Here is a 24272-nt window from a genome sequence, read left to right as displayed (position 1 = left end):
CCGGAGGTGACTGAGGTGTACCAGCTGCGTGCGGCGGACCTGGATTCCCGGCCGTCGGCGGTGGTGCGGGCGTGCCTGCCCGCCGCTCAGATCGCGAGTTGGCTGCCAGGCGCGTTGCGCCGGGTCCGGCATGAGCTCGCCCGCCAGCACGTCGAGCCGGTCGGGCCGCCGTTCGTGCGATACACGCCCGAGGAGGACGGGATCGGCGTTGATGCCGGATACCTGGTGTCGGAGCCGATCGAGGACAACGGCGACGTCGTCGCGTCCGGGCTGCCCGGCGGGCCGGCCGTCATCGCGATCCACGTCGAGCGGCCGGCCGAGACCGTGGACGCGTGGCAGGCGCTGGACGACTGGCTGTGGTCGCGGGGTTTCCGGGCGGCCGGTCCGCTGTGGGAGTACTGGACGGACGGGCCGGAGGAAGGCTCGGGGCGCGGCACCGTCGACGTGTTCCTGCCGTACCGCTGGCGCTGAGCCGGGTGGGCTGCTGCCCCCTCGCCGTGCCCGGTGGCCGTCTCATCCGCATGCCCGTTGGCGTGCGGCAGCGTTCCGATGAACGGTTGATGGGGGAGGGTGGCAGCAAGAGCTCGCGGAAGGAGACGACCATGTCGCCAGCCGGAGGAGACGCCTTCAACCATGCGCTCCACACCGCCAACATCTGGCTCGCCGACATCGGCAGCGCATTCGACACCGGCGACCGGCGTTTCGCCCAGCGTGCCCTGCGGGCGTGGTTGCATTCGCTGCGCGACCGGCTCACCGTCGACGCGGCCGTCAAGTTCGGGGCGCAGCTGCCCGAGTTGCTGCGCGGCATCTATTACGACGGCTGGGAGCCCAGCAGGGTGCCGGTCAAGTACGGCGTCGACGAATACGCCCGGCGCTTCGCCATGGAGGCCGGCATCCGGCGGACCGAGGTGTCGGAGGCCGCGTCCACGATCACCGAGGTGATCGGCGGGCACATGTCGCCCGGGCAGCTTTCGGAGACCCTGGCGGAGCTACCCGCCGACCTGCGGTCCGTGCTCACCGGCACCGCCCTGGCCCGGCCGGGCGCCGCCGCGGCCGAGGCCTCGGGCCCGCCCGGCCGGGATCGTGTGGCCCGGCTCGAGGCCCAGGTCAGCGATCTCACCGCTGCGGTGCGTGCCCTGGCCCACGGCCTGGACGACGGCCGGCGCCCGGGCGCCGGGATCGACTCCGACCAGGTGACCCGGGCCGCTCGGCTCGCCGACGAGATCCTCGTCGCCGCCGGTGTCCGGTCGGGCCGGTGACGACCGGCTCCGGGGAAGGGCCGCCGGACGCCCGGTTCATGCCGGGCACCAGTTCCGCACCGGCGACGTACCGCTCGACCTGGGTCGGCCGCCGGGTGAGCGCAGCAGGCCGTCCGTGCGGCGCGACGCCCGGTCCGCCGGCCGGCCGTTGCGGCGGTGCCGCACGAGTTCGCCCCAGGGGGCGGTGTTGGTGCCGACGAGAATCGGCCCGGCTTCGCGGACCACGCGCGGCCCGGGTCGCAGCGGCGCCGGGCGGCGGCCCAGCCGGCTGACGTCCGGCACCGGCCAGCACCGACCGGCCGCGACACCGATGCCGAGCCCGGTCGCGGCGAGCAGCAACGCCCCGCGCAGGCCGAAGCTGTGGGCGCAGTAGCCCCAGCCGACCGTGCCCAGCCCCTGGCCGCCGAACAGCACGACCTGGTACACCGCAAGGCCCCGGGCCCGCACCCAGCTCGGCAGGACGCTCTCGATCGCGGCGTTGGTGTAGGTGAGGGCGATCACCCAGGCCGCGCCGGCCGCGACGAGCACGGCGGCGACAGTGATCGGATCCCGGCTCACCGCGACGACCACGAGGGCCACCAGATACGTGGCGGCGGAGATGGCGATCCGGTCCTTGGGCCGCACGGCGCGCAGCCGCGGCTGGATGAACGCGCCCGCGATCGCACCGGCGCCGACCGCGCCGAGCAGGAGGCCGTATCCGTCGACGCCGAGCCCGAGGCGGCTGCCGGCCAGCAGGGGCAGCAGCGCCAGCAGTGCCGAGCCGGGCACGAGGAACAGCAGCGCGTGGACGAGGAGGCGGCGGACGACGGGCGTGTGCCGCACGTACTGCCAACCGGCCCGCATCGCCGAACCGAAGCACTCCTCGCGGCGCGGCGCAGCGGACCGCTCCGGACGCCACGCGATGAGCACCGCGACGAACGTGATCACCGTCACCGCGTGGAGCGCGAACACGGCCGACGCTCCGATCTGCGCGATGAGCAGCCCGGCGGCGGCCGGACCGGCGGCCCGCGCGACATTGGCGCTGATCGCGGCGAGTGCCGACGCCTGCGGCAGATGGCGGCGCGGCACCAGTTCGGGGGTCAGCGACCCGTACGCGGGCATCGTCAGCGCCGCGCCGGCGCCCAGGGCGCACTGCAGGACGAGCAGCGCCGTCGACTGCAGCTCACCGGCGAGGGCCAGCCCGGCCAGGAGCAGGCAGACGACGGCGATGCCCAGCTGTACCCGGATGAGCAGCCGGCGCCGGTCGACGAGGTCGGCCAGGACACCGGCCGGCAGGCCGAGCAGGAGGACGGGCAGCATGGCGGCGGCCTGGACCAGGGTGACGAGCATGTCGGCGTTCGCGGCCCGGCCCGGCCCGCCGATGATGAGCGATTGCGCGCCGACCACCTGCATCGCGGTGCCGATGTTCGCCGCGGACATGGCCAGCCACAGCGTGCGGAAGGTACCGCTGCGCAGCGGGGCCCAGGGCGAGTTCGAGTCCATGGTTTCCGTGGCGACGGGATGGGCTTTCACGGCGGAGGAAGACCCTTCTCCGGGAGGCGGGAACGCTGACCAGTCTCGCCGGACCGGCCGGACGCGGGCATCGCCGCCACCGGCCCTTGCCTGCACGGGGTGTCCCACATCTGGCATACCGGCTAGCCGGTAACGAGGGGTGAGGACCTCCGCGCGGGCGGAGCCGCTCCGGCGGCAGTACTGGACATCGATGTCTTAAGTAACTACCGTAGAGGCTATGAGTCCTTACGGCATCGCCGACCCGGCGGCGTGGCAGGAGAGCTGGGACCGGCAGCAGGAGGCGTATCTGCCCGACCGCGAGCACCGCCTCGCGGCGCTGCTCGACGCTGTGACGGCGGTCACCGGCAACGGTTCGCCCCGGCTGCTCGACCTGGCCGGCGGCACCGGCTCGATCAGTCTCCGGGCGCTGCGGCGGTTCCCCGGCGCGGAGGTGACCCTGGTCGACCTCGACCCGGTGCTGCTCGCCATCGCCGAGGCGACCCTCGGCGACCGGGTGACCGTCGTCACGGCCGACCTCCGCCGCCCCGACTGGGTCACCGCGCTCCCGCACCGCGACTTCGACGCGGTGCTCACCGCGACCGCGCTGCACTGGCTGCCCGGCGAGCGGACCGCCGTCCTCTACGGCGAGATCCGCGACCTCCTGCGCCCCGGCGGGCTGTTCGCCAACGCCGACCACATGGTCGACGAGGGCCTGCCCACGCTCACCAAGCAGCTGCTGGCCGCCGCCGAGACCCGCCGGGACGCCCGGTATGCGGCCGGGGCCGTGATGTCCTGGACGGACTGGTGGAGCCACCTCGCCGCCGTGCCGGAGCTCGCGCCGCTCGTCGCCCGGCGCAACGAGATCTACGCGGGCGGGCACGCCGCCGAGCACCTCCCGCCGGTCTCCTGGCACCTGGAGGCGCTGCGTGCCGCCGGATACGCCGAGGCCGGCGTGCTCTGGCGGGGCGGCGCCGACGCCGCGGTGGCCGGCGTGCGCTGAGCGTTCCTCCGCATCCCCCGGGAACCACGGCCGGGGCCGGGGCGACTACCTCAGTTGTCCGGTCCCGCCGTGGGAGAGCCGGGGAGAAGAGGATGCATCCCATGCGACCGCCCGTGACCGTCCGAGCGGTGCTGGCCGCGGCTGCCGCGGTGCTGCTCGTGGTGCTGCTGCCCGCGCGGCCGGCGTCGGCGCACGCCACGCTGCTCAGGACCGACCCGGCCGGCGGTGCGACCGTGACGGCCCCGGTCACGGCGGTGGCGCTGACCTTCAACGAGCCGGTCAAACAGCAGTTCAGCACCGTCGTCGTGACCGGTGCCGACGGTGCGCCCTACGCCGAGGGCACGCCCCGGTCGGTCGGCACGACCCTGACCCAGGCGGTCCGGCCGTTGCCGCCCGGTGCCGTGAAGGTCGCCTGGCGCACGGTCTCCGTGGACGGCCACCCGATCGAGGGGCAGTTCACGTTCACCAATGCCGCGGCGGCGCCGTCGTCCGCGGCGGCGCCGTCGTCCGCGGCGGCCCCGTCCGCGGCGGCGGTGTCGTCCTCCTCGGCGGCCGTGCAACCGGTCACCGAGGACCCCGGGCCCGGCCGGCTCGGCTGGGCCGCGGCCGGGGCCGTCGCCGTGCTGCTGATCCTGGCCGGTGGGGTGTTCTGGCGCCGCCGCGCCACGAGCGGCTGAGCTCAGCCGGCGGGCACCAGTCGGAGTCTGGCACCCGAGGGTAGTGATCAGCGGCGCTCGGCCTCCGCGACACGGCGCAGGAACGCGTTGTACCGTGCCAGGTCGTCCTCCTCGCCCGTCGCCTCGGCGCGGGCCGCGGCCCGGTCGATCCGCCGCTGCTCGCGCTCGTCGGCGCGGATCCAGCGCACCACGAGCACGATCAGGATGACCGCGGCGGGAATCTCGCCGAAGCCCCACGCCAGCCCGGCACCGAGATGCTGGTCGGCGAGGAGGCTGTCGGCCCAGGCGGGATGGACCCTGCCGTACCAGTCGGCGGCGATCACGGCGCGCGACTGCATGAGCGCGACGCCGAGGAACGCGTGGAACACCATCCCGGCGAAGTGCAGCAGCACCAGCAGCGGCGGCGCCACGACCCGCCTGCCCGGATCGACGCCGATGAGCACCCAGTAGAACAGGAATCCCGCCAGCACGAAGTGCGTCAGCATCCAGAGGTGGCCGAGGTGGTACCGCATGAGGAAGCTCAGCAGGTTGCTGAAGTACAGGATGTACAGGCTCACCACGTAGACCCCGAGCGCGACCAGCGGGTGTGACACCAGCCGCACGAACCGGCTGCGCAGGACGAGCAACAGCCAGTCCCGTGCGCCCCGCACCCCCGGGTCGGCCGGCTTGCGGAGCGTGCGGAGCGCGAGGGTGATCGGGGCGCCGCCGACCAGCAGGATCGGCACGACCATGCCGAGCACCATGTGCTGGGCCATGTGGGCGGAGAACAGCACATAGGCGTACCGGGCCAGGCCGCCGACCGTGAACAGGGCCAGCAGCAGCATCCCCGCCAGCCAGCTCGCCGTCCGGCTCACCGGCCACGGGTGACCGTCGCGCCGCAGCCGCCGAACCCCGGCCACGTACGCGGCCGTGCCGATCACGACGGCGGCCAGGAAGTACGCGTCGACCAGCGGCGGCCAGAACACCCGCACCGCGCTCAGCGGGGCCGGCGCGGGGAAACCGAGCAGGTCGGTGACCGGGTCGGTCACGGCCGGCTCGGTCGGCACCGGCGTCGGCGTGCGCGACAGCGCCACCGCCAGGCCGAGCGTCGCGGCGAAGACCAGCACCTCGCCGATCGCCAGGCGACGAAACGCCCCCGGTGTGCCGGCGCGCAGCACCGGCAGGGTGCGGACGCGATGGACGGCGCCGACGACCCCGACGGCCGTGAGCGCCAGTGCCTTGCCGAGCACCAGCAGCCCGTACCGCGACTGCCACAGCTCGTCGATCCCACCGAGCCGTACGGCGGCGTTCGCCACCCCGCTCACCGCGACGACCGCCCAGCAGCCCAGCGCGAGCCGGCTGTAGGCGTGCGCGGCGACGCCCAGGACCCGGTCCGAGCGCAGCGTCAGCAGCGCCGCCAGCCCGCCGACCCACAGCGCCGCCCCGAGGATGTGCGCCGCGAGGCTGGTCACCGCCAGCTGATGGTTGCCGGCCCCCGCCGCGTGCCCGGTCAACGCAGGCGGCAGCGTGGCGACACACGCCAGGACGGCGACCACACCCGCACCGCTGCGGGTCAGCACGATCCGGCAGGCCACCGCCACCACGGCGGCCAGCACGGCCTGGACGAGGGCCGACTGGCCCTGTGCCACCGACCACGCGAGGCTGCGCACCGCGTGGAACGTGACCGTCGACACCGGCCGGCCGAGCAGGTCCGACAGCGTCAGCGGCAGCATCGCCAGGCTCGCCACGGCCCAGCCGGCCGCCCACCACGACGCGCGCCGCAGCAGCCGGTACCCGGCCGGTCCGAGCAGCTGTCCCTGACCGTGCCGGCCCGTGCCGCCGGCGCCGGGGTCCGTGCCGGGCAGGAGGAACGCCGCCGTCACGCACCAGCCGACGGTCAGCACGGCGCCGACGTTCACCGCCGCCCGGGTCACGGGCAGGCCCCACGTCGTCCAGGCCCCGGGATCCGGCAGCCCGGCGATCCGCCCGGTGATCCCGCCGCCCCACCGCAACGCGACCACGAGCGTGAGGAGCAGCGCCGCGCCGGCACATGCGCCGGCGGCCAGCCGTCGCGCGGTCATCGGGTTGCCAGTACGGAACACAGTGTCGTCAACATCGGTCGGATGGTCGTTCGCCGGGCCTGCGGAGTTCCCGCGGCTTCGGGATTGAGAGATCGCAGGACGGGTAGTCGCGATCGGACCCGCAGTCTGCCGGCGACCGAGGAACGGACCGTGCCGATCACGAGCGAACCCGGGCAACCGCACGTCCGGCCGGAGGAGAACGCCCGGCACGGACGGTTGACGGTCCGCCAGTACCGGCCGGTGGTGATCTCGTACGCGACAGGGCTGCTCCGCCTCGACGACCGGACCGGGGAACTGCTCGCGCTGGCGTACGTGCCGGCGCCGGTGGGCGGCCGCCCGTACCGCCTCGTGGTGCTCCTGCACGGGGCGGGTGGCTCGGCGCGGCAGGGCCTGGAGCTCATGCTGCCGGTCGCCGACGAACTCCAGCTGCTCCTCGTGGCGCCGCAGTCGACCGCGGCGAGCTGGGATCTGATGATCGAGGGGTACGGCACCGACGTCCGCCGGATCGACCGGGTGCTGGAGGAGATCCTCGACGAGTTCCCGATCGAAGGCATGGCGATCGGCGGCTTCTCGGACGGCGCCTCGTACGCGCTGTCGCTCGGGCTCACCAACGGTGACCTGTTCGACGCCGTGGCGGCGTTCTCGCCCGGGTTCGCCGCACCGCTGGTGACGCACGGGCACCCGTACGTGTTCGTGGCGCACGGGACGCAGGACCCGGTGCTGGGGATCGACACGTGCAGCCGGCAACTCGTGCCCCGCTTGCGGGCGCTCGGCTACCAGGTCACCTACGAGGAGTTCGACGGCGGCCACGAGGTCCCGACCGAGGTGGTGGCCCGTGCCGTGGCCTGGCTGGCGATCGCCGCCGGGGCGTCGGCGCACACCTGAATCCGATGGTCGAGCGGGTGCTGCGGATGACCGGCGTGCTCGACACGCTGGCCGGTGAAGTGCCGAGCCCGTGAGCGGCCGCACCGTCAGCCCTTGCCCCCGGGCCTCGGACGGGCCAGAGTTGAGGTTGGGTCCTGATGCCGGCGAGGTGATGGGACATGGCGTTCATCGTCTTGTTGATCGTGCTGGCGGCGGTGGCGGCCGTGTCGTCGATCGGCGCATGGTGTGGCAGGTGCCGGCGACGGGACCTGGTCGAGTCAGTGTCGGAGGAGACGCCGCCGGAGGCCCGGTGGGCCGTGCTCGCGGTCGTCGGCGACGCCGACCCCGACGGTGAACGCGTCGAGGCCGTGCTCACCACCTGGCTGCTCTCCGGTTACCTGTCGGCCGAGGACTACCGGCGCGACATGGCCGACCTCGCCCTGCACGACGACCTCCGGCATCCGCTGATCGCCCCGCCCGACCGCTGACCACAGGATCGGCGTGGCCGGGCACCGGCCGGCGGCCCGTCGAACGGATCCGCCCATCGTTAGGGTCGACGGCATGGGGATGACGGACGGGGATCTGGCGGTGGCCGCCGCGGAGGCGGGCGCTGCCGTGGTCCGGGCGAAGCACGGCACCGAGCTGGAGCGGTTCGGCAAGGGCGGCGGCGACTTCGCCACCTCGGCCGACGTCGAGGCCGAGCGGGCGATCCTGGACGTGTTGCGGGCCGCGCGGCCCGACGACGCCGTGCTCGGCGAGGAGACCGGCCGCACCGGCGACGCCGACCGCACCTGGCTGGTCGACCCGCTGTGCGGGACGCTGAACTACGCCGTCCGCAGCATGCTGGTCGCGGTGAACGTGGCACTGCGCGACGGCGGTGCGGTGACGGCTGCGGCGTCGGCGGATCCGTTCGCGGGAGAGGTGTTCTGGACCGCCGGCGACGGTGCGTACGTCCGCCGCGACGGCGTCGACGAGCCGCTCACGCCGACGGCCGACTCCCGGCTGGTCGACGTCAACCTCGACCCGCCGTTCCCGAACGCGCCCGCGTTCCAGGCCACCCGCCTGCTGGGCGATCCGGGCTTCGGCGCACGGTTCCGGCCGAGGGTACTGTCGACGACGCTCGCGGTGGCGTGGGTGGCGGCCGGCCGGCGGGCCGCGTATCTCACCGACGGCGACCTGCGCGACAGCGTCCACTTCGCGGCGGGTCTCGCGGTGTGCCGCGCCGCCGGCTGCATCGTGACCGGCCTGCGCGGCCAGCCCCTGCACACCGGCGTGGGCGGGCTGCTCGTCGCCGCGGACACGCAGACCCACGCGGCACTGCTGTCCCTCGTCGAAGCCGGCTGGTCGTGAGCGTCGAGCGGCCGTGACCGACGCCGCGCCGGCCGTCGCATCAGCGCTGACCGGCGTGGCGTCAGGCAGTGACGTCAGGCAGCGGCGTCAGGCGGGGCGGAGCCAGAACGTCAGGCCGAGGCCCTCGTCCTCGTGCGGCTTCGCGTCCCACCCGGGCTCGCCCGGACCGAAGCTGGTGGCGAGCACCTCCTCGGCGACCAGGCTCCGGTGCTCCTCCAGGGCCGCGGCCGTCTCCTCGGCCGTGGCGGCGTAGCGCAGCTCGATGCGGTCGGTGATCTCGAGGCCGCTGGACTTGCGGGCCTCCTGGATCAGCCGGATCGCGTCGCGGGCCAGGCCGGCCCGGCGCAGCTCGGGCGTCAGGTGCAGGTCCAGCGCCAGGGTCGCGCCGGCCTCCGAGGCGACCGCCCAGCCCTCGCGCGGTGTCTCGGTGATGAACACCTCGTCCGCGCTGAGCTCCACCGGCTCGCCGTTCACCGTCACCGTGGCGGTGCCGGTGGCGAGGTCCCGCTTGAGCGCGGCCGCGTCGGCGGCGGCGATCGCCTTGGCGACGTCCTGCACGGCCTTGCCGAAGCGCTTGCCGAGCGGGCGGAAGTTCGCCTTGGCGGTCGTGTCCACCAGCGAGTCGCCGGACGCGGAGACCGGCAGCACGGCGGCGACGTTGAGCTCGGCGGCGATCTCGGCGATCAGCTCCGGTCCGAGGGTGTCGAAGCCCTGGGCCGAGGCGAGCGAGCGGGCCAGGGGCTGGCGGGTCTTCACGCCCGACTCGGCGCGGGCGGTGCGGCCCAGCTCGACCAGCCGCCGGACCAGCGTCATCCGCTCGTCCAGCCCGGCGTCGATCAGGGCCTCGTCGGGCTCCGGGTACGCCGCCAGGTGCACCGACGGCGCGGCCGTCGGCTCGACCGGCACGACCAGGTCCTGCCACACCTTCTCGGTGACGAACGGGGTGATCGGGGCGAGCAGCAGGGTCACCGTGCGCAGCGCCTCGTGCAGGGTCGCCAGCGCCGCCGGGTCGCCGCGCCAGAAGCGGCGGCGGTTGCGGCGTACGTACCAGTTGGACAGGTCGTCGACGTACGCGGCGAGCAGCCGGCCGGTCTCCTGGGTGTCGAACGCGGCCATCGCCTCGTCCACCTTGCGCACCAGGACGTTCAGTTCGGAGAGCAGCCACCGGTCGAGGACCGGCCGGTCCGCCGGCGCCGGGTCCGACGACGACGGGGACCAGCCGGCCGTACGGCCGTAGAGCGCCTGGAACGCGACCGTGTTCCAGTACGTCATCAGCGTTTTGCGGACGACGTCCTGCAGGGTGTTGTGGCCGACCCGGCGGGCTGCCCAGGGGGAGCCGGCCGCGGCCATGTACCAGCGCACGGCGTCGGCGCCGTGCTGTTCCAGCAGCGGGATCGGTTCGAGGATGTTGCCCAGGTGCTTGGACATCTTGCGGCCGTCCTCGGCCAGGATGTGCCCGAGGCAGAGGACGTTCTCGTACGAGGACCGGTCGAAGACCAGCGTGCCGACGGCCATCAGGGTGTAGAACCAGCCGCGGGTCTGGTCGATGGCCTCGCAGATGAACTGGGCGGGATAGCTGCGCTCGAACAGCTCCTTGTTCTTGTGCGGATAACCGAACTGGGCGAACGGCATCGCGCCCGAGTCGTACCAGGCGTCGATCACGTCGGGCACCCGGGTGGCGGTCGCGCCGCAGTGGCAGGCGAAGGTGACCTCGTCGATGAAGGGTCGGTGCGGGTCCAGGCCGGTCAGGTCGCGGCCGGTCAGGTCGCCGAGCTCGGCGAGCGAGCCGACGCAGGTGAGGTGCCCCTCGGGGCAGCGCCAGACGGGCAGCGGCGTGCCCCAGTAGCGGGCCCGCGACAGCGCCCAGTCGACGTTGTTGGTCAGCCAGTCGCCGTAGCGGCCGTGTTTGATCGTCTCGGGGTGCCAGTTCGTGCGCTCGTTCTCGCGCAGCAGCTCGTCGCGGACCGCGGTGGTGCGGATGTACCAGGACGGCTGCGCGTAGTAGATCAGCGGGGTGTGGCAGCGCCAGCAGTGCGGGTAGTTGTGCTCGTAGCGCAGCTCCCGGAACAGCAGGCCCCGCGACCGGAGGTCGGTGACGAGCGGGGCGTCGGCGGCCTTGAAGAACATCCCGCCGACCAGTGGCACCTCGGGGGCGAACGTGCCGTCGGGGCGCACCGGGTTGACCATCGGCAGCCCGTACGCGCGGCAGCTGGCGAGGTCGTCCGCGCCGAACGCGGGCGCCTGGTGGACGAGCCCGGTGCCGCTGTCGGTGGTGACGTAGCCGGCGAGGATGACGATGTGCGCGTCCGGCACGTCGATCAGGTCGAAGGGCCGCCGGTACGCCCAGCGCTCCAGCTCCTTGCCGGTGAAGGTCTGCCCGGTCCGGCTCCAGCCCTCGCCGAGCGCCTCCTCCACGAGCGCGTCGGCGACCACGATCCGCTCGGCGCCGTCGGTGGCCACCACGTAGGTGACCTCGGGGTGCACCGCGACGGCCGTGTTCGAGACCAGCGTCCACGGGGTCGTCGTCCAGACCAGCAGCGACGCCTGCCCGGCCAGCGGTCCCGAGGTCAGCGGGAAACGGACGTACACCGAGGGGTCGACGTCCTTCTCGTACCCCTGGTCGAGCTCGTGCGACGACAGCGCGGTCTGGTCGCGGGGGCACCACGGCGCGACCCGGAAGTCCTCGACGAGCAGGCCCTTGTCGAAGATCTGCTTGAGCGACCACCAGACCGACTCGACGTAGCCGGGGTCCATCGTCCGGTACGCGTCGTCCATGTCGACCCAGTAGCCCATGCGCTCCGTCAGCTCGGCGAACGCGTCGGTGTGCCGGGTGACCGACTCGCGGCACCTGGCGTTGAACGCGGCGATGCCGTACGCCTCGATGTCCTGCTTGCCGGTGAAGCCGAGCTCCTTCTCGACCGCCAGCTCCACCGGCAGCCCGTGACAGTCCCAGCCGGCCTTGCGCGGGACGTGGAAGCCCTTCATGGTCTTGTACCGCGGGAAAAGGTCCTTGAACACCCGCGCCTCGATGTGGTGCGTGCCGGGCATCCCGTTCGCGGTCGGCGGTCCCTCGTAGAAGATCCAGTCGGGCCGGCCCTCGCCCTGTTCGAGGCTGCGCGCGAAGACGCTGTTGGCGTGCCAGAAGTGCAGCACCTCGTGGTCAAGGGCGGGCAGGTCCACCTGCGCCGGCACGGGTCGGTACATCCGTCGTTCCTCCGTCGGGCTCACTCACCAACGGAGGGACGAGGCATGACCCCGCGGTACCACCCTCCTTGACCGCACATGCTCTGCGGCCCGCTCATTCGCTGCGGCCGGCTCTACTCGGCCTCGGTGAGGCCTTTCTTCCGGCGGCTCCGGGGTGATCTTCGCGCCGGGCACGCCCCCGGGCTTCCACCGTCCCCGGGTCGCTTCGGGCTGCGTCCGGCGTTACTCGTCCCCATCAACGCCTCGCGCGGCCAATGCTACAACAGGTCCGTGTCCGGTCCGCCCGGCGACGCGGGCAGGGCGGCGGCGATGCCGTTGAGCACGTGGTCGAGCCCGTACCGGAAGCGCGCGTCGGGCGACATGTGGGAGAGCCGCCCTTCGCGGATCGTGCGGTTGAACATCGGGTACTTCCCCGACTCGACGACGCGCCGGACGTACGGCCCGACGTACTCGGCCATCCACTGCCGGCGGTCCATGCCGGTGTGCCGGGCGTGGTCGAGCCAGCCGATCTCGTCGCGGACCGCGCTGGCGACGTAGTCGCTCACCATGCCGCTCAGGCTGGTCATCTCGTCGATGTGGAGGCCGAACCCGTCGAGTGCGCCGAGCATGAAGTCGTAGACCCGCAGCGAGTTGGGGCCGAGCGTGGGGCGCCGGGCGAGGGCGACCTGCCAGGGGTGGCTCAGGCCGACCCCGCGGGTCCGGTGGGCCACGAGCGAGAGGTCCGCCCGCCAGTCGCCACTGGCGCGCTCGGGCAGGTCGATCTCGCCGAGCACCGCGTCGAGCATGAGGTCGATCAGGTCGTCGCGCTTCGGCACGTACCGGTACAGCGACATGGCACCGGTGCCCATCTCCTGGGCGATGCGGCGCATCGTCGCGGCGTCGATGCCCTCCGCGTCCGCGATCCGGACGGCGACCTCGACGATCTGCGCCCGGCTGTATCCGGGTCGCCGGCCCGGCCCGGACCGCTCCACGTTCTCCGGTTGCATCCAGATGCTGACCTGCTGCTCGGCGGCGGACATCACACCTCCCTTTCTTGCGTACATCGTACCCGAAAGGCTAGCGTGCATTTCGAGTACGATGTACGCGATTGGAGCGACCGTGAGTCGATCTTTGTATGTGGGCCTGGCCGGGGTGGTGCTCGGCATGATCACGGCCCCGCTCGACGGGATGATGCTGGGGCCCGCGCTGCCGGTGATCGTGGCGGACCTCGGCGGTCTGGAGCACTTCTCGTGGGTTGTGACGGCATACCTGGTCGCCACGGCCACGGCGACCCCGATCTGGGGCAAACTCGGCGACCTGTACGGCCGCAAGCGGGTCTACCTCGCCGCGATCGTGCTGTTCCTGCTCGGCTCCGCGCTGTCCGGGGCGGCCCGGGACATGACCCAGCTCATCGGCTTCCGGGCGGTGCAGGGCCTCGGCGGCGGCGGCCTCATGGTCGGCGCCCTCGCGCTCATCGCCGAGCTGGTGCCGCCCCGCCGGAGCGGCCGGCTCATGGGCCTGTTCGGCGCGATGATGCCCGTCGCCTTCATCGCCGGGCCGCTGCTCGGCGGCCTGTTCGCCGACCACCTGAGCTGGCGGTGGACGTTCTACGTCAACCTCCCGGTCGGCCTCGTCGCCGTACTGCTGATCGCGACCACCGTCCCGGGCTCGCGGCAACGGACCAAGGCCCGTATCGACGTCCCGGGCGTCCTGCTGCTCACCGTCGCACTCGTCGCGCTGAGCCTGCTCGCGAGCTGGGGCGGCAACCGCTACGCCTGGGTCTCCGCGCCGATCGTGCTCCTGGCCGTCGTGAGCGCCGGGGCCCTGGCGGCGTTCGTCGCCGTCGAGCGGCGCGCGGCCGAACCCGTCGTCCCGCTGCGGCTCTACGGCAACCGCAACTTCACCCTCGCCCAGGTCCTGCGGTTCCTCGCCGGCGCCGGGATGATGGTGCCCGCCACCTTCCTGCCCCAGTACATGCAGCTGGTCAAGGGGGCGTCGGCGACCGCGAGCGGCATGCTGATCCTGCCGGCCATGCTCGGCATGGTCGTGGTGCTGATCGGCAGCGGCCAGCTCATCAGCCGTACCGGCCGCTACCGCGCCTACCCGATCCTCGGCGGCGCGCTGCTGACCGGCGGCATGCTCGTGCTGCTCCTGCTCGGGCCGGGCACCGGCGTCGCGCTCGCGTCGGCGCTGACGCTGCTCGTCGGCGCCGGCGTGGGCCTGCTGATGCAGAGCACGACGATCATCACGATCAACAGCGCACCGCCCCGTGACATGGGATCGGCCAGCGGGTCGGTCACACTCTGGCACACCATGGGCGCCTCCCTGGGCGCCGCCGGGCTCGGCGCCCTCTACGCGGACCGGCTGCGGGACACGCTCGGGGACCGCGGCGGCACCACCGGCGCCGTGCACGCCGCGGTCACCAGCGGCGTGCACGCCGTCGTCCTCGCCGGTGCCGCCCTGGGTGTGGTCGCGTTCGCCCTCGCCTGGCTCATCCACGAGACACCGCTGCGGGAACAACCCGCACCCGCACCTGTTCTGGAGGAAACCCTTGTCTGAGCACCCGTTCCAGCTTGCCGTCATCCTCGGCAGCGTCCGCGACGGCCGGATCGGCCCCACCGTGGCCGACTGGTTCGTCGGCGAGACCGCGCACCGCACCGACGTCCTGGTCGACCTCGTCGACCTGGCCGGCGTGCCGATCGGCTCGGCCGCCCCGACGATGGCGCCGCCATCGGAGGTACTGGCGGCGCTGCGCGAGCTGACCCCGCGCCTGGACGCCGCCGACGCGTTTGTCGTCGTCACCCCGGAGTACAACCACAGCTATCCGGCCGGGCTGAAAAACGTCATCGACTGGCACCACACCCAGTTCCACGCCAAGCCGGTCGCGTTCGTCTCCTACGGCGGGATGTCCGGCGGCCTGCGCGCGGTCGAGCACCTGCGCGCCGTCTTCGCCGAACTGCACGCCGTCACCACCCGGGACACGGTCAGCTTCCACAACGTCTGGGAACAGTTCGACGGCGACGGCCGGCCCAAAGACCCGCAGCGGCCCGCCGCGGCGGCCAAAACCCTCCTCGACCAGGTGGCCTGGTGGGCACGAGCCCTCAGGCACGCCAGGGCCACGTCCCCCTACCGGGCCATGGGCTCGGCACGCTGAGAGGCCTGACATGACGACACTCGCCGGCAGGACCGCGCTCGTCACCGGCGGCAGCCGGGGCATCGGCCGGGCCATCGCCCAGCGGCTCGCCCGCGACGGTGCCCGCGTCGGTGTGCACTACGGCAGCAACGAGGCGGCGGCGAAGGAGACCGTCGCCGCCATCGAAGCGGACGGCGGGCAGGCGTTCGCCGTCCACGCCCGGTTCGGCGCGCCAGGGGACGCCGAGACGCTGTGGGCCGCGTTCGACACGCAGGCCGGCGGCCTGGACATCCTCGTCAACAACGCCGCGATCCTGGGCGTCCCGGCGCAGATCCAGGACGTGACCGCAGCCGCCTACGACGAGATCTTCGCCGTCAACACCCGGGCCCCGTTCTTCGTCACCCGGCACGGCCTGCGCCGGCTGCGGGACGGCGGCCGGATCGTCAACATCGGCACGATGCTGACCCGCGGCTCCGCCATGCCCGCATCCGTCACGTATGCCATGTCCAAGGGCGCGCTCGACGTGCTCACCACGATGCTCGCCAAACAACTGGGCCCTCGCGGCATCACCGTCAACACCGTGGCACCCGGTGTCGTCGACACCGACATGCACGAAGGCCGGCTCGTCGGCGACGCGCTGGCCTGGCTGTCATCCTTGTCACCGATGGGCCGGGTCGGCGTACCCGCGGACGTCGCCGATACGGTGGCCTTCCTCGCCTCGGACGACAGCCGGTGGGTGACCGGCCAATGGATCGACGTCTCCGGCGGCACGCTGCTGTAGCCAGGTCGTCCGGTCGCGCGAGGACCTACCGCCACACCTGGGCGGCGACCCGGCGGAAGTTGCCGCCCAGGGGAGGGTTCGGCATGACGCTCAGTCTGCCAGGGCGGCGGCGACCGTCCGGAGCGGCCGGCCCGACTCGGCGATCGGCACGGTGAAGGCGAGCCACGAACCGTCGGTGAACACGATCCGCAGCCGCTTCGGGTTGAGCCGGTGCCAGCCGACCCGGGCCGCCGCCACCCCGGACCGTGGCGCCGCCCAGGCGACCTGCATCTCGGCTACCGCCCGCGCGTCGTCGTCGCGGCTCGACAGCAGCTTGAGCGGACCGGTGAGGCAGGCCAGCAACCGCCGGTCGGTCACGGCGAGCACGATGTCATGGAGGGCCGGGTCCGGCTGCACCGCCCGGTGCAGCCGGGAGGCGGCCGAGCCGGGAGCGCCGCGACCGGCGACCCCCCAGACGATCCGGTCCACCAGCCGGTCGCCGCGCGCCGAGCTGACCAGCGGGTCGACCAGGTTGAGCACCACCGCCCCGGGAGAGATCGGGCCGGACGCCGGTGCCGGGGCGGGATCCGGCGGTGGGGGAGGCGTGACCCCGCCGGCGACCGTGGCCTTCGCATGGGCCAGCACCCGCTCGCCCGGCTCGGTCAGTTCACCGATCCGGGCGAGGTATCCGGTTTTGTCCATCGGCCGATTATCGGCCACGGACCAGGACGTCGCGCAGCTGGTCATAGGTGGGTGCGAGCTCACGGAGCGCGGCCGCTGCCCGCGGGAGGTCCCCGGTGACCATCGGGTGCTGCAGCGAGCCGACGAGCCGGGCCTGCGTCGCGGCGACGTCCGCGGCATCGGGATGTCCGGCCGGGAGCAGGCAGTCGGCGGTGTCGCTGAGCGTGCGTGCGCCGGCCCGGATCGCGAAGTAGATCAGGTGCTCACGCAGTCCGTCGCCGGCGCCGGCCTCGATCAGGTCGGCGACCCGTTCCGCGGCCTCGCCGTTGCCGAGGCTGCCGGGCGGCATCTCCAGGTCGGTACGCATGGACAGCCACTTGATCGCGGCCGGGACGACGGACCGGATCGCGTCGGCGTCGGTGACGTCCGCGACCTTCTCGAATCCGGTGCGCATCGTGTACGGCTCGCCGTAGTCCACGGTCTCCGCGCGCCAGGCCGTCATGAAGTCGCCGACCGGCACCTCGGCGTAGGGGAATCCCTGCGGGTCGTGGACGAGCACCCGATCGTCGTCCACGTCGAGCACGACCACGTAGTGGTCGGCGCCGATCGGCCCGGTCATCTCGGGCTGGTGGCGCAGGTGGCCCATCTCGAGCGGGCCGGCCCACACCGGGCCGTCCGCGGCCGCCGCGGCGAGGCGGGCGAGCGCCTCGCCGGTGCCGCCGCCGCTGCTGACGTCCGAGGTCCAGCCGATCGCGTTGAGCGCCTGGTCGAAGCCCGTCTCGGGGTTCCAGCCGTAGGCGTCGAAGAAGACGGTCGTGCCGCCGACGAGCTGCATGCCGAACGAGCCGCCGGTGGCGACCTCGATCACGGCGGTCGACGGGGCTCGCGGGCCGAGGAGCATGGCGAAGGAATTGGCGTAGCAGTACGGTCCGTTGCCCACGTAGGCGAGATGGCGCATGTGAAGCCCTTTCGGTCAGTGAGCGACGGGGTACGCGACGTCGAAGGGCGCGCCGGTGCCCGGCGAGATCTCGTACGGGTGGCTGACGCACGTGACGCCCGGCTGCGCGTCGGTCCACGTCTCCACCGCGTCGTAGACCCGCAGGATCCGCGGGAAGTCCTCGTACCCCGCGGGCACGGGCAGGTACGCCGCGGTGTGTGCGGGCACGAGCCGGATGTACAGGTCGTCGGCCGGTTCGGCGCTCCCGTCGTACGTCACCGCCACCTCGACGGGGCCCTCGCTGTCCGGCGTCACCAGATCCTGGAAGCACACGAGCCGCGCGCCGTCGTCCCGCAGTCCCGAGGCCCGCAAGTGCCGGCGGATGTCCCGTTCGGCCGTGCGGATCAGGTCCGGCAAGGCGGTGGAGTCGACGTGGCGCATCCGGCAGAGCACCTTCGTCCCCGGTACCGCCCGCAGCGCCACGGCATCGGTGAGCTCGGAGTGTTCGCCGGACCACTGCAACGCGTCGACCGCCGCCGCCCGCTGGTCGAAGAGGCTGCGCTGGGCGTGCAGCCACCCGCGCAGCTCGAGCACGCGGGCCTCCGGGGTGAGGTCGGCCAGGAAGCCGATGCGGGTCAGTGGCAGCCCGAGCCGGCGCAGCCGGGCGATGAGCCGGGCGCGTGGCAACTGATCGGGGCTGTAGCAGCGGTAGCCGGTCGCGGGGTCGACGCTCGCCGGCACGAGCAGGCCCTGCTCGGCGTACAGGCGCAGTGCTTTCGGTGACAGTCGCGCGGCCGCTCCGAACTCGCCCGCCCGCAGTTGCTTCCTCTCCACGGCCCGAGTCTGCGCCGTGCCCTTGGGGCGAGGTCAAGCCGGGCCGGGCCGCTCGAAGTTGCTGTGCCGCAGGCAGTGCCCGGGGAAGCTGGTCGACTCCAGGCCGGCGGGCCGTCGCGGGTGGGGTCTTCGTGTCGGTGCGGTGTTAACGCTCACACTCGAGCCGTCAGGGGTGACCTCGGATCCGGGGTCCACGCGGCGGTGTTGCGGTGCACACACACCCTCCGGTGTTCCCCGCTTGACTGTCGGTGCCGGAGTACTGCAGTATTCCTACCAACTAGATCTACTAGATAGATTAAGTGTACTGGGCCACGGAGTGACCGCGGTTTGCGGTGGCTCCTGGGCGCGGTCGACCTGATCGGACACACCGTCGTGCACATCTCCGGCCGCGCCGACTACGCCATGAGGGCGATGCTCGTCATCGCCGCGGCCGAACCCGGCCGCGTCACCGCACCGCAGCTAGCTGAAAGCGAGCAGATGTCGATTGGCTCCCTGCAGGCGATCCTGCTCGAGCTGCGCCGAGCGGGGCTGGTGATCAGCCACCGCGGGGCCGAGCGGGGCTACGGTCTCGCCCGCCCGGCGGCCACCATCACGGTGGGCGACGTCCTGCGCGCCATGGACGGTGCACTCACGACGGTCCGTGGCCTGCCGACCGAACAGGCCACCTACGACGGCGTCTCCCGAGGCCTCCGCCGGGTCTGGGTCTCCGTCGACACCGCCATCACCAACGTCGTCGACCAGGCCACACTCGCGGATCTGCTGGCCGACGAGGTTCCTGCATAGCCGACTGCCCGGCAGTCATCCCCCGGAATTGCGCAACCCCGACCCCAGGAGGACAGGTTCCCCATGAAGTACCGGATCAGAGCGACCGCCGCTCTCACGATCGTCGCCGGCTTATTGCTGTCGGCGTGCGCGGGGGGTAGTGCCGCCTCGAGCGGCGACGTGGTGACGCTCAACATCGTCGGGTACGCGGTGCCCGAGGCGGCGAACAAGGCCATCGCCGCGGAGTGGAACAAGACCCCGGCCGGCAAGGGTGTGAAGTTCCAGACCTCCTACGGCGCTTCGGGTGACCAGAGCCGTGCGGTGGTGGCCGGCCTCAAGGCCGACTACGTGCACTTCTCGGTGAGTAGCGACGTGACCCGGCTGGTCGACGCGGGCCTGGTCGACCAGAGCTGGGCCGGCGGGTCGAACAAGGGCATCGTGTCGTCGTCGGTCGTGGTTCTGGCGGTGCGCAAGGGCAACCCCAAGAACATCAAGGGCTGGGACGACCTGATCAAGCCGGGCATCGGCATCGTGACCCCGAACCCGGCCTCCTCGGGTGCCGCGCGCTGGAACGCGCTCGCCGCGTGGGGCCACATCGCCGCCAACGGTGGGACCGACGCGCAGGCCACCGAGTACCTCACCAAGCTCTTCGCGAACGTCGTCTCCCTGCCCAACAGCGGTCGTGACGCCACCACCGCCTTCCTCGGCGGCACCGGCGACGTGCTGCTGGCCTACGAGAACGAGACCATCCTGGCCCGGCAGAGCGGCGAGGAGCTCGACTGGGTGCTTCCGGACACCACGATTCTCATCGAGAACCCCGGCGCGGTGCTCAAGAACGCCAACCCGAAGGCGAAGGAGTGGCTGGACTTCGTCCTGAGCAAGGACGGCCAGCGCCAGTTCGCCCTCAAGGGCTTCCGCCCGATCATCGAGGGCGTCGACACCACCGGCGTCAAGGGCGCCATCGACGAGAGCAGCCCCTTCCCGGCCCCGAAGAAGCTGCTCACCGTCACCAAGGACTTCGAGAGCTGGAAGGCGCTGTCCAAGAAGTTCTTCGACGAGAAGGAAGGCATCGTCGTCAAGATCATCGCAGCGTCGGGTAAAGCCAAGTGACGTCAGCGACCGTCACCCCGGGCCGATCGGCGGGCAACCGCCGGTCGGCCCGGGCCGGGCAACCGCTCACCCGAGTCTCCGGTCTGGGGCTCGGGGTTGCGATGTTGTGGTTCAGCCTGCTCGTGCTCATCCCGCTCGCCGCCGTGGTCGCCACCGCGTCCGCGGACGGCTTCGGCGCGTTCTGGGATGCGATCACCAACGAGCAGACCGCGGCGTCGATCCGGCTCACCGTGGGCACCGCCTTCCTGGTCACGGTGGTCAACGTCGTGATGGGCACGCTCATCGCCTGGGTGCTGGTCCGTGACCGGTTCTTCGGCAAGCGGGTGCTCGAGGTGCTCATCGACATCCCGTTCGCGCTGCCGACCATCGTCGCCGGCCTGGTGCTGCTGTCGCTCTACGGCCCGGCCAGCCCGCTGGGCATCGACATCGCCAACACCCGGATCGCGGTTTTTCTCGCGTTCCTGTTCGTGACGCTGCCGTTTGTCGTGCGCACCGTGCAGCCCGTCCTCGCCGAGCTCGACCTCGAGGTCGAGGAGGCCGCCGCCTCGCTCGGCGCGAGCCGGTTCACGATCTTCTGGCGGATCATCCTGCCGAGCCTGACCCCGGCCATCACCGCCGGGGCCGCGCTGTCGTTCGCGCGCGGCGTCAGCGAGTACGGCTCGCTGGTCCTGCTCTCCGGCAACCTCCCGATGCGGACCGAGGTGACCTCGGTGCGCATCCTCAGCAGCATCGAGAACGACAACCTGGAGAACGCGGCGGCGGTGGCGACGGTCCTGCTCGTCATTTCTTTCACCGTCATCGTCGTGCTCGACCTGATCCAGCGAAGGACGGTGCGCCGTGGCTGACCGCTCCTCGACCACCACCAAGGCCTGGTCCCGCCGCCGCGGGCCGCTCGCCTACGGGCTCCGGCTGGTTGTCATCGCCTACCTGTTCTTCCTGGTGGCGTGGCCGGTCTACCTGGTCGGGCAGAACGCCTTCAAGAACGGCTTCGACGACCTCCGGGGCATCCTGACCGACCCGGACATCATCCACGCGCTGCACCTGTCGGTCGAGATCGCGGTCATCGCCGTGATCATCAACACGGTGTTCGGCGTCGGCATCTCGATCCTGCTGGTGCGGTACCGATTCCCCGGCAAACGCCTGCTGAACGCCCTGCTCGACGTGCCGCTGTCGGTGTCGCCCATCGTCGTGGGCCTCTCGCTCGTGCTCGTCTACGGCGGTCGTACCGGCTGGTTCGGGCCGACCGTCGAGAGCGCCGGCCTCCAGATCATCTTCGCCGAGCCCGGCATGGTGATGGCCACCGTGTTCGTGGCCCTGCCGCTGGTGATCCGCGAGGTCGTCCCCGTGCTGGAGGAGATCGGCGACGAGCAGGAGCAGGCCGCCCGCAGCCTGGGCGCCAACGCCCTGCAGACCTTCCGCCGGATCACCCTGCCCGCGATCAAGTGGGGCATCACCTACGGCGTCGTGCTGAGCCTCGCCCGTTCGCTCGGCGAGTTCGGCGCGGTCAAGGTCGTGTCCGGCAACGTGCTCGGGCTCACCCGCACGGCCACGCTCGTGGTCGAGGAGAAGTACCTGAACTTCGACAAGGGCGGCGCGTACGCCACCGCCTTCCTCCTCGCCCTGGTCGCCGTCGCCGCCATCATCGTCGTGTCCGTCCTCCGCCCGAAAGAAGAAGACCGGTGAGCATCGAGATCGCAGGCGTGAGCAAGCGCTTCGGGGACTTCGTCGCGCTCGACAACGTGTCGGTCAGCATCCCGTCGGGCCGGCTCACCGCCCTGCTCGGCCCGTCCGGCGGCGGCAAGTCGACGCTGCTGCGGATCATCGCCGGGCTGGAGCGCTCCGACAGCGGCCGGGTCGAGATCGAGGGCATCGACGCGACCGACCTGCCGCCGCAGAAGCGCAACGTCGGCTTCGTGTTCCAGCACTACGCGGCGTTCAAGCACATGTCGGTGCGCCGCAACGTGGCCTTCGGCCTGCAGATCCGCAAACGGCCGAAGGACGAGATCGCCGGCCGCGTCGACGAGCTGCTCAAGCTCGTGCACCTGGAGCAGTTCGGCGACCGGCTGCCCGCGCAGCTGTCCGGCGGGCAGCGCCAGCGCATGGCCCTGGCCCGCGCCCTGGCGGTGCAGCCGACCGTGCTGCTGCTCGACGAGCCGTTCGGCGCCCTCGACGCCAAGGTCCGCAAGGAACTGCGCGACTGGCTGCGCCGGCTGCACGACGAGGTGCACGTCACCACCGTGTTCGTCACCCACGACCAGGAGGAGGCCCTCGAGGTCGCCGACGAGATCGTCGTGATCAACGAGGGGCGCATCGAGCAGATCGGGTCGCCGGACGACCTGTACGACCGGCCGGCCAACGACTTCGTCATGCGCTTCCTCGGCCCGGTGACCCAGCTGGGCGATCAGCTGGTGCGCCCGCACGATCTGCAGATCAGCACCGGCGCCGCCGGCCCGGACGACGTCGGCGGGCGGGTCACCCGGATCACGCGGATCGGCTTCGAGATCCGCGTCGAGGTCGCCACGGCCGCCGGCCAGACCGTCGTCGTGACGCTCACCCGCAACGAGTTCCTCGCGCTCGGGATCGACGTCGACGCCACGGTGCACCTGCGGATCACGCCGGGCAGCCCCACCACGACCGCGGTGACCGGTCAGCCAGCCGGCCTGGAGGAGGATCTCGCCACGACCGCGCAGTGAGCCGCCGGGTGCGGGCCCGTCGTGAGGCCGGGCTTCAGGCCGGCGTCAGCGGCCGCGTCGGCGCGGGTGCGGGCCGGCCCGGCGTGCGCCGCCCGCCGGCTTCCGGGCGGGCCGCTCCGGCGCCGCCTGCGGCTGGGGGCGGCCACGGGTGCTGTTCGCGGTCCGGCCCCGGACGATGCCGATCATCTCCTCGACCAGGTCGGTGTGACCGTCGCGCGGCCACGCGAGCGCGACCGACGACACCGGGGCGTCGGTGACGACGCGGAACGTGAGGTCGCGGCGGTGGTGCAACCGGGCCAGGGACTGCGGCACGACGAGGAGCCCGGCACCGGCGGCGACGAGCTCGACGGCGGCGGCCGTCGTCGCGGGGCGGTCCTCGGGTGCGGGCGGCTCCTCGGTCCGGGGCAGCACCTCGTCGAGCGGTCGCAGCAGGGGCTCACCGATCTCGGCGAGCTCCGCCGTGGTCAGCTCGTCGGCCGCGGTGAGCAGGTGGTCGCGCGGCATCACGACCACCGTCGTCTCGGTGTAGAGCGGAATGGCGTGCAGCGCGTCGCGGTCGACCGGGAGCCGGACGAGGCCGGCGTCGGCGTGCGAGGGCATGAGCCCGGGAGCGTCCGCGGCCTCGGCGGGCACCAGCTCCAGGACGGTCTCCGGCAGGCGCTGCGACCACGTGCGGCTCCACCGGTCCACGATCACGCCGGGGACCACCAGCAGCCGGAACATCGCGGGACGGGGATCGTCGGTGACGGACACTGCACCTCCGGCGTGGGACCTTGTCAGCGTACCGGAGCCCGGCCGCTACCCTGACCGGGTGAGCAAGCCGAAGCAGTCCCAGGTGATGAAGCCCGCCACGGCAGCGTCGAAGCTCGACGTCTATCTGCCGGCCACCCCGCGGGAGTTCCAGGAGCGTCTGGTGTCCCGGGACGAGCTCGACGAGCTGCAGCGCAACCCGCCGCAGTGGCTCGTCGACCTGCGCCGCAACGGTCCCCACCCGCGCAACGTCGTCGCCGCGCGGCTGCGGGTGTCCAACAGCGCGCTCGCCCGCGCGGGCATCACGGAGGCGCTCACGACCGAGCAGATCGCCGCCCTCGCCGCCGACCAGCCGGAGTGGCTGGTGCGCGAGCGGGAGCTGTTCGCCGAGGTGCGCCGCGAGCAGCGGCAGCTGCAGGAACGACGCGAACAGGCCGGCTGAGCGCACCGACCCGGACCCGCCGGGGAGGCCGTCGACGAGCTGCCGCGGGCGTAAACGTGCGGAGTGCGTCCGGTCGCGGCTCGACACACAACCTGGACGAGTCGGGACCGGGTGCCGGGTTGTCGCGGTGGGAGGATGCAGCAGCCGCACGCCGCGCCGCGCCCGCACTTCCGCCGGGTCGTGGGCGGGCCCCGCAGCCGTGCCGGGCCGGTTTCCGGATGCGGTGACCACCCGCTCGGCCGTTTTCCTTCGGGTCGTGCCCGTGCCGCCGATAGGGCCGGAGGGT

The 24272-nt window shown here is 72.5% G+C and carries 24 protein-coding genes; 16 read left to right on the top strand and 8 right to left on the bottom strand.

Features of this window, described 5'->3' with window-relative positions:
- The first annotated feature begins 6 nt into the window (after positions 1-6).
- Positions 7-471: a GyrI-like domain-containing protein gene (locus Dfulv_RS28170; RefSeq protein ID WP_259856527.1), complete on the top strand. Its 465-nt coding sequence runs from the start codon at positions 7-9 to the stop codon at positions 469-471.
- A gap of 131 nt (positions 472-602) precedes the next feature.
- Complete coding sequence (locus Dfulv_RS28165; protein ID WP_259856526.1) at positions 603-1259, top strand: DUF2267 domain-containing protein; 657 nt, start codon at positions 603-605, stop codon at positions 1257-1259.
- Between the two features lie 36 nt (positions 1260-1295).
- Here the strand turns inward: Dfulv_RS28165 and Dfulv_RS28160 are convergent, their stop codons facing one another.
- Positions 1296-2771 (bottom strand): MFS transporter, encoded by a 1476-nt coding sequence (locus Dfulv_RS28160; RefSeq protein ID WP_259856525.1) that lies wholly within the window; start codon positions 2769-2771, stop codon positions 1296-1298.
- Between the two features lie 217 nt (positions 2772-2988).
- Here Dfulv_RS28160 and Dfulv_RS28155 point away from each other — a divergent pair, with 217 nt between their 5' ends.
- The gene (locus tag Dfulv_RS28155) at positions 2989-3750 is read left to right on the top strand and encodes a class I SAM-dependent methyltransferase (RefSeq protein WP_259856524.1); all 762 of its coding nucleotides are present in this window, start codon (positions 2989-2991) and stop codon (positions 3748-3750) included.
- Positions 3751-3851: 101 nt separating this feature from the next.
- Positions 3852-4427, top strand: a complete 576-nt coding sequence (locus Dfulv_RS28150; RefSeq protein ID WP_259856523.1) for a copper resistance CopC family protein — start codon at positions 3852-3854, stop codon at positions 4425-4427.
- A 47-nt stretch (positions 4428-4474) separates the two neighbouring features.
- Here the strand turns inward: Dfulv_RS28150 and Dfulv_RS28145 are convergent, their stop codons facing one another.
- The gene (locus Dfulv_RS28145) at positions 4475-6487 is read right to left on the bottom strand and encodes a bifunctional copper resistance protein CopD/cytochrome c oxidase assembly protein (RefSeq protein ID WP_259856522.1); all 2013 of its coding nucleotides are present in this window, start codon (positions 6485-6487) and stop codon (positions 4475-4477) included.
- Between the two features lie 150 nt (positions 6488-6637).
- Here Dfulv_RS28145 and Dfulv_RS28140 point away from each other — a divergent pair, with 150 nt between their 5' ends.
- From Dfulv_RS28140 to Dfulv_RS28130, 3 genes are all read left to right on the top strand, one after another.
- Positions 6638-7372 (top strand): alpha/beta hydrolase, encoded by a 735-nt coding sequence (locus Dfulv_RS28140; RefSeq protein WP_259856520.1) that lies wholly within the window; start codon positions 6638-6640, stop codon positions 7370-7372.
- Between the two features lie 158 nt (positions 7373-7530).
- The gene (locus Dfulv_RS28135; RefSeq protein ID WP_259856519.1) at positions 7531-7839 is read left to right on the top strand and encodes a hypothetical protein; all 309 of its coding nucleotides are present in this window, start codon (positions 7531-7533) and stop codon (positions 7837-7839) included.
- Between the two features lie 73 nt (positions 7840-7912).
- Positions 7913-8701 (top strand): inositol monophosphatase family protein, encoded by a 789-nt coding sequence (locus Dfulv_RS28130; RefSeq protein ID WP_259856518.1) that lies wholly within the window; start codon positions 7913-7915, stop codon positions 8699-8701.
- Between the two features lie 87 nt (positions 8702-8788).
- Here the strand turns inward: Dfulv_RS28130 and ileS are convergent, their stop codons facing one another.
- On the bottom strand, positions 8789-11905 hold the full coding sequence (gene ileS, locus Dfulv_RS28125) for an isoleucine--tRNA ligase (RefSeq protein WP_259856517.1): 3117 nt from the start codon (positions 11903-11905) through the stop codon (positions 8789-8791).
- A gap of 257 nt (positions 11906-12162) precedes the next feature.
- On the bottom strand, positions 12163-12924 hold the full coding sequence (locus Dfulv_RS28120; protein ID WP_259856516.1) for a TetR/AcrR family transcriptional regulator: 762 nt from the start codon (positions 12922-12924) through the stop codon (positions 12163-12165).
- Positions 12925-13003: 79 nt separating this feature from the next.
- On the opposite strand from Dfulv_RS28120, the gene Dfulv_RS28115 reads away from it, so the two are divergent.
- Genes Dfulv_RS28115 through Dfulv_RS28105 form a run of 3 tightly spaced genes read left to right on the top strand, consistent with a single transcriptional unit; the run spans position 13004 to position 15798 of the window.
- Positions 13004-14443 carry an MDR family MFS transporter gene (locus Dfulv_RS28115; RefSeq protein WP_259856515.1) on the top strand — a complete coding sequence of 480 codons (1440 nt, stop codon included), beginning with the start codon at positions 13004-13006 and terminating at the stop codon, positions 14441-14443.
- Positions 14436-15038, top strand: coding sequence for an NADPH-dependent FMN reductase (locus tag Dfulv_RS28110; protein WP_259856514.1), 603 nt, complete (start codon positions 14436-14438; stop codon positions 15036-15038). Before Dfulv_RS28115 ends, Dfulv_RS28110 begins: the two co-directional genes overlap by 8 nt.
- Positions 15039-15048: 10 nt before the next feature.
- Entirely contained in the window at positions 15049-15798 is a 750-nt protein-coding gene (locus Dfulv_RS28105; RefSeq protein ID WP_259856513.1) for an SDR family oxidoreductase, read from the top strand.
- 90 nt (positions 15799-15888) lie between these two features.
- Here Dfulv_RS28105 and Dfulv_RS28100 read toward each other — a convergent pair whose 3' ends face one another.
- Genes Dfulv_RS28100 through Dfulv_RS48615 form a run of 3 tightly spaced genes read right to left on the bottom strand, consistent with a single transcriptional unit; the run spans position 15889 to position 18229 of the window.
- Positions 15889-16479, bottom strand: coding sequence for a hypothetical protein (locus Dfulv_RS28100; protein ID WP_259856511.1), 591 nt, complete (start codon positions 16477-16479; stop codon positions 15889-15891).
- 7 nt (positions 16480-16486) lie between these two features.
- Positions 16487-17416 (bottom strand): hypothetical protein, encoded by a 930-nt coding sequence (locus Dfulv_RS28095; protein WP_259856508.1) that lies wholly within the window; start codon positions 17414-17416, stop codon positions 16487-16489.
- 15 nt (positions 17417-17431) lie between these two features.
- Complete coding sequence (locus Dfulv_RS48615; protein WP_319805699.1) at positions 17432-18229, bottom strand: MerR family transcriptional regulator; 798 nt, start codon at positions 18227-18229, stop codon at positions 17432-17434.
- A gap of 327 nt (positions 18230-18556) precedes the next feature.
- Between Dfulv_RS48615 and Dfulv_RS28085 the strand changes: the two genes are divergently transcribed.
- The 5 genes from Dfulv_RS28085 to Dfulv_RS28065 all read left to right on the top strand — a co-directional run bounded on the left by Dfulv_RS28085 (position 18557) and on the right by Dfulv_RS28065 (position 22794).
- Entirely contained in the window at positions 18557-19012 is a 456-nt protein-coding gene (locus Dfulv_RS28085) for an RrF2 family transcriptional regulator (RefSeq protein ID WP_319805698.1), read from the top strand.
- Between the two features lie 63 nt (positions 19013-19075).
- The gene (locus tag Dfulv_RS28080) at positions 19076-20101 is read left to right on the top strand and encodes a sulfate ABC transporter substrate-binding protein (protein WP_259856506.1); all 1026 of its coding nucleotides are present in this window, start codon (positions 19076-19078) and stop codon (positions 20099-20101) included.
- A 101-nt stretch (positions 20102-20202) separates the two neighbouring features.
- The gene (cysT, locus tag Dfulv_RS28075; RefSeq protein ID WP_259856505.1) at positions 20203-20946 is read left to right on the top strand and encodes a sulfate ABC transporter permease subunit CysT; all 744 of its coding nucleotides are present in this window, start codon (positions 20203-20205) and stop codon (positions 20944-20946) included.
- The gene (locus Dfulv_RS28070) at positions 20939-21784 is read left to right on the top strand and encodes a sulfate ABC transporter permease (protein ID WP_259856504.1); all 846 of its coding nucleotides are present in this window, start codon (positions 20939-20941) and stop codon (positions 21782-21784) included. The genes cysT and Dfulv_RS28070 overlap by 8 nt, the downstream gene beginning before the upstream one ends.
- The gene (locus Dfulv_RS28065) at positions 21781-22794 is read left to right on the top strand and encodes a sulfate/molybdate ABC transporter ATP-binding protein (protein ID WP_259856503.1); all 1014 of its coding nucleotides are present in this window, start codon (positions 21781-21783) and stop codon (positions 22792-22794) included. The genes Dfulv_RS28070 and Dfulv_RS28065 overlap by 4 nt, the downstream gene beginning before the upstream one ends.
- A gap of 45 nt (positions 22795-22839) precedes the next feature.
- On the opposite strand, the gene Dfulv_RS28060 is transcribed toward Dfulv_RS28065, so the two are convergent.
- The gene (locus Dfulv_RS28060; RefSeq protein WP_259856502.1) at positions 22840-23547 is read right to left on the bottom strand and encodes a LysR substrate-binding domain-containing protein; all 708 of its coding nucleotides are present in this window, start codon (positions 23545-23547) and stop codon (positions 22840-22842) included.
- A 58-nt stretch (positions 23548-23605) separates the two neighbouring features.
- On the opposite strand from Dfulv_RS28060, the gene Dfulv_RS28055 reads away from it, so the two are divergent.
- The gene (locus Dfulv_RS28055) at positions 23606-23986 is read left to right on the top strand and encodes a DUF5997 family protein (RefSeq protein ID WP_259856501.1); all 381 of its coding nucleotides are present in this window, start codon (positions 23606-23608) and stop codon (positions 23984-23986) included.
- The last annotated feature ends 286 nt before the right edge of the window (positions 23987-24272 follow it).

Source organism: Dactylosporangium fulvum, from assembly GCF_025137375.1.
GTDB lineage: Bacteria > Actinomycetota > Actinomycetes > Mycobacteriales > Micromonosporaceae > Dactylosporangium > Dactylosporangium fulvum.
Note: the sequence above shows the minus strand (reverse complement) of the source record. Positions and strands in the feature narration are given on the sequence as shown.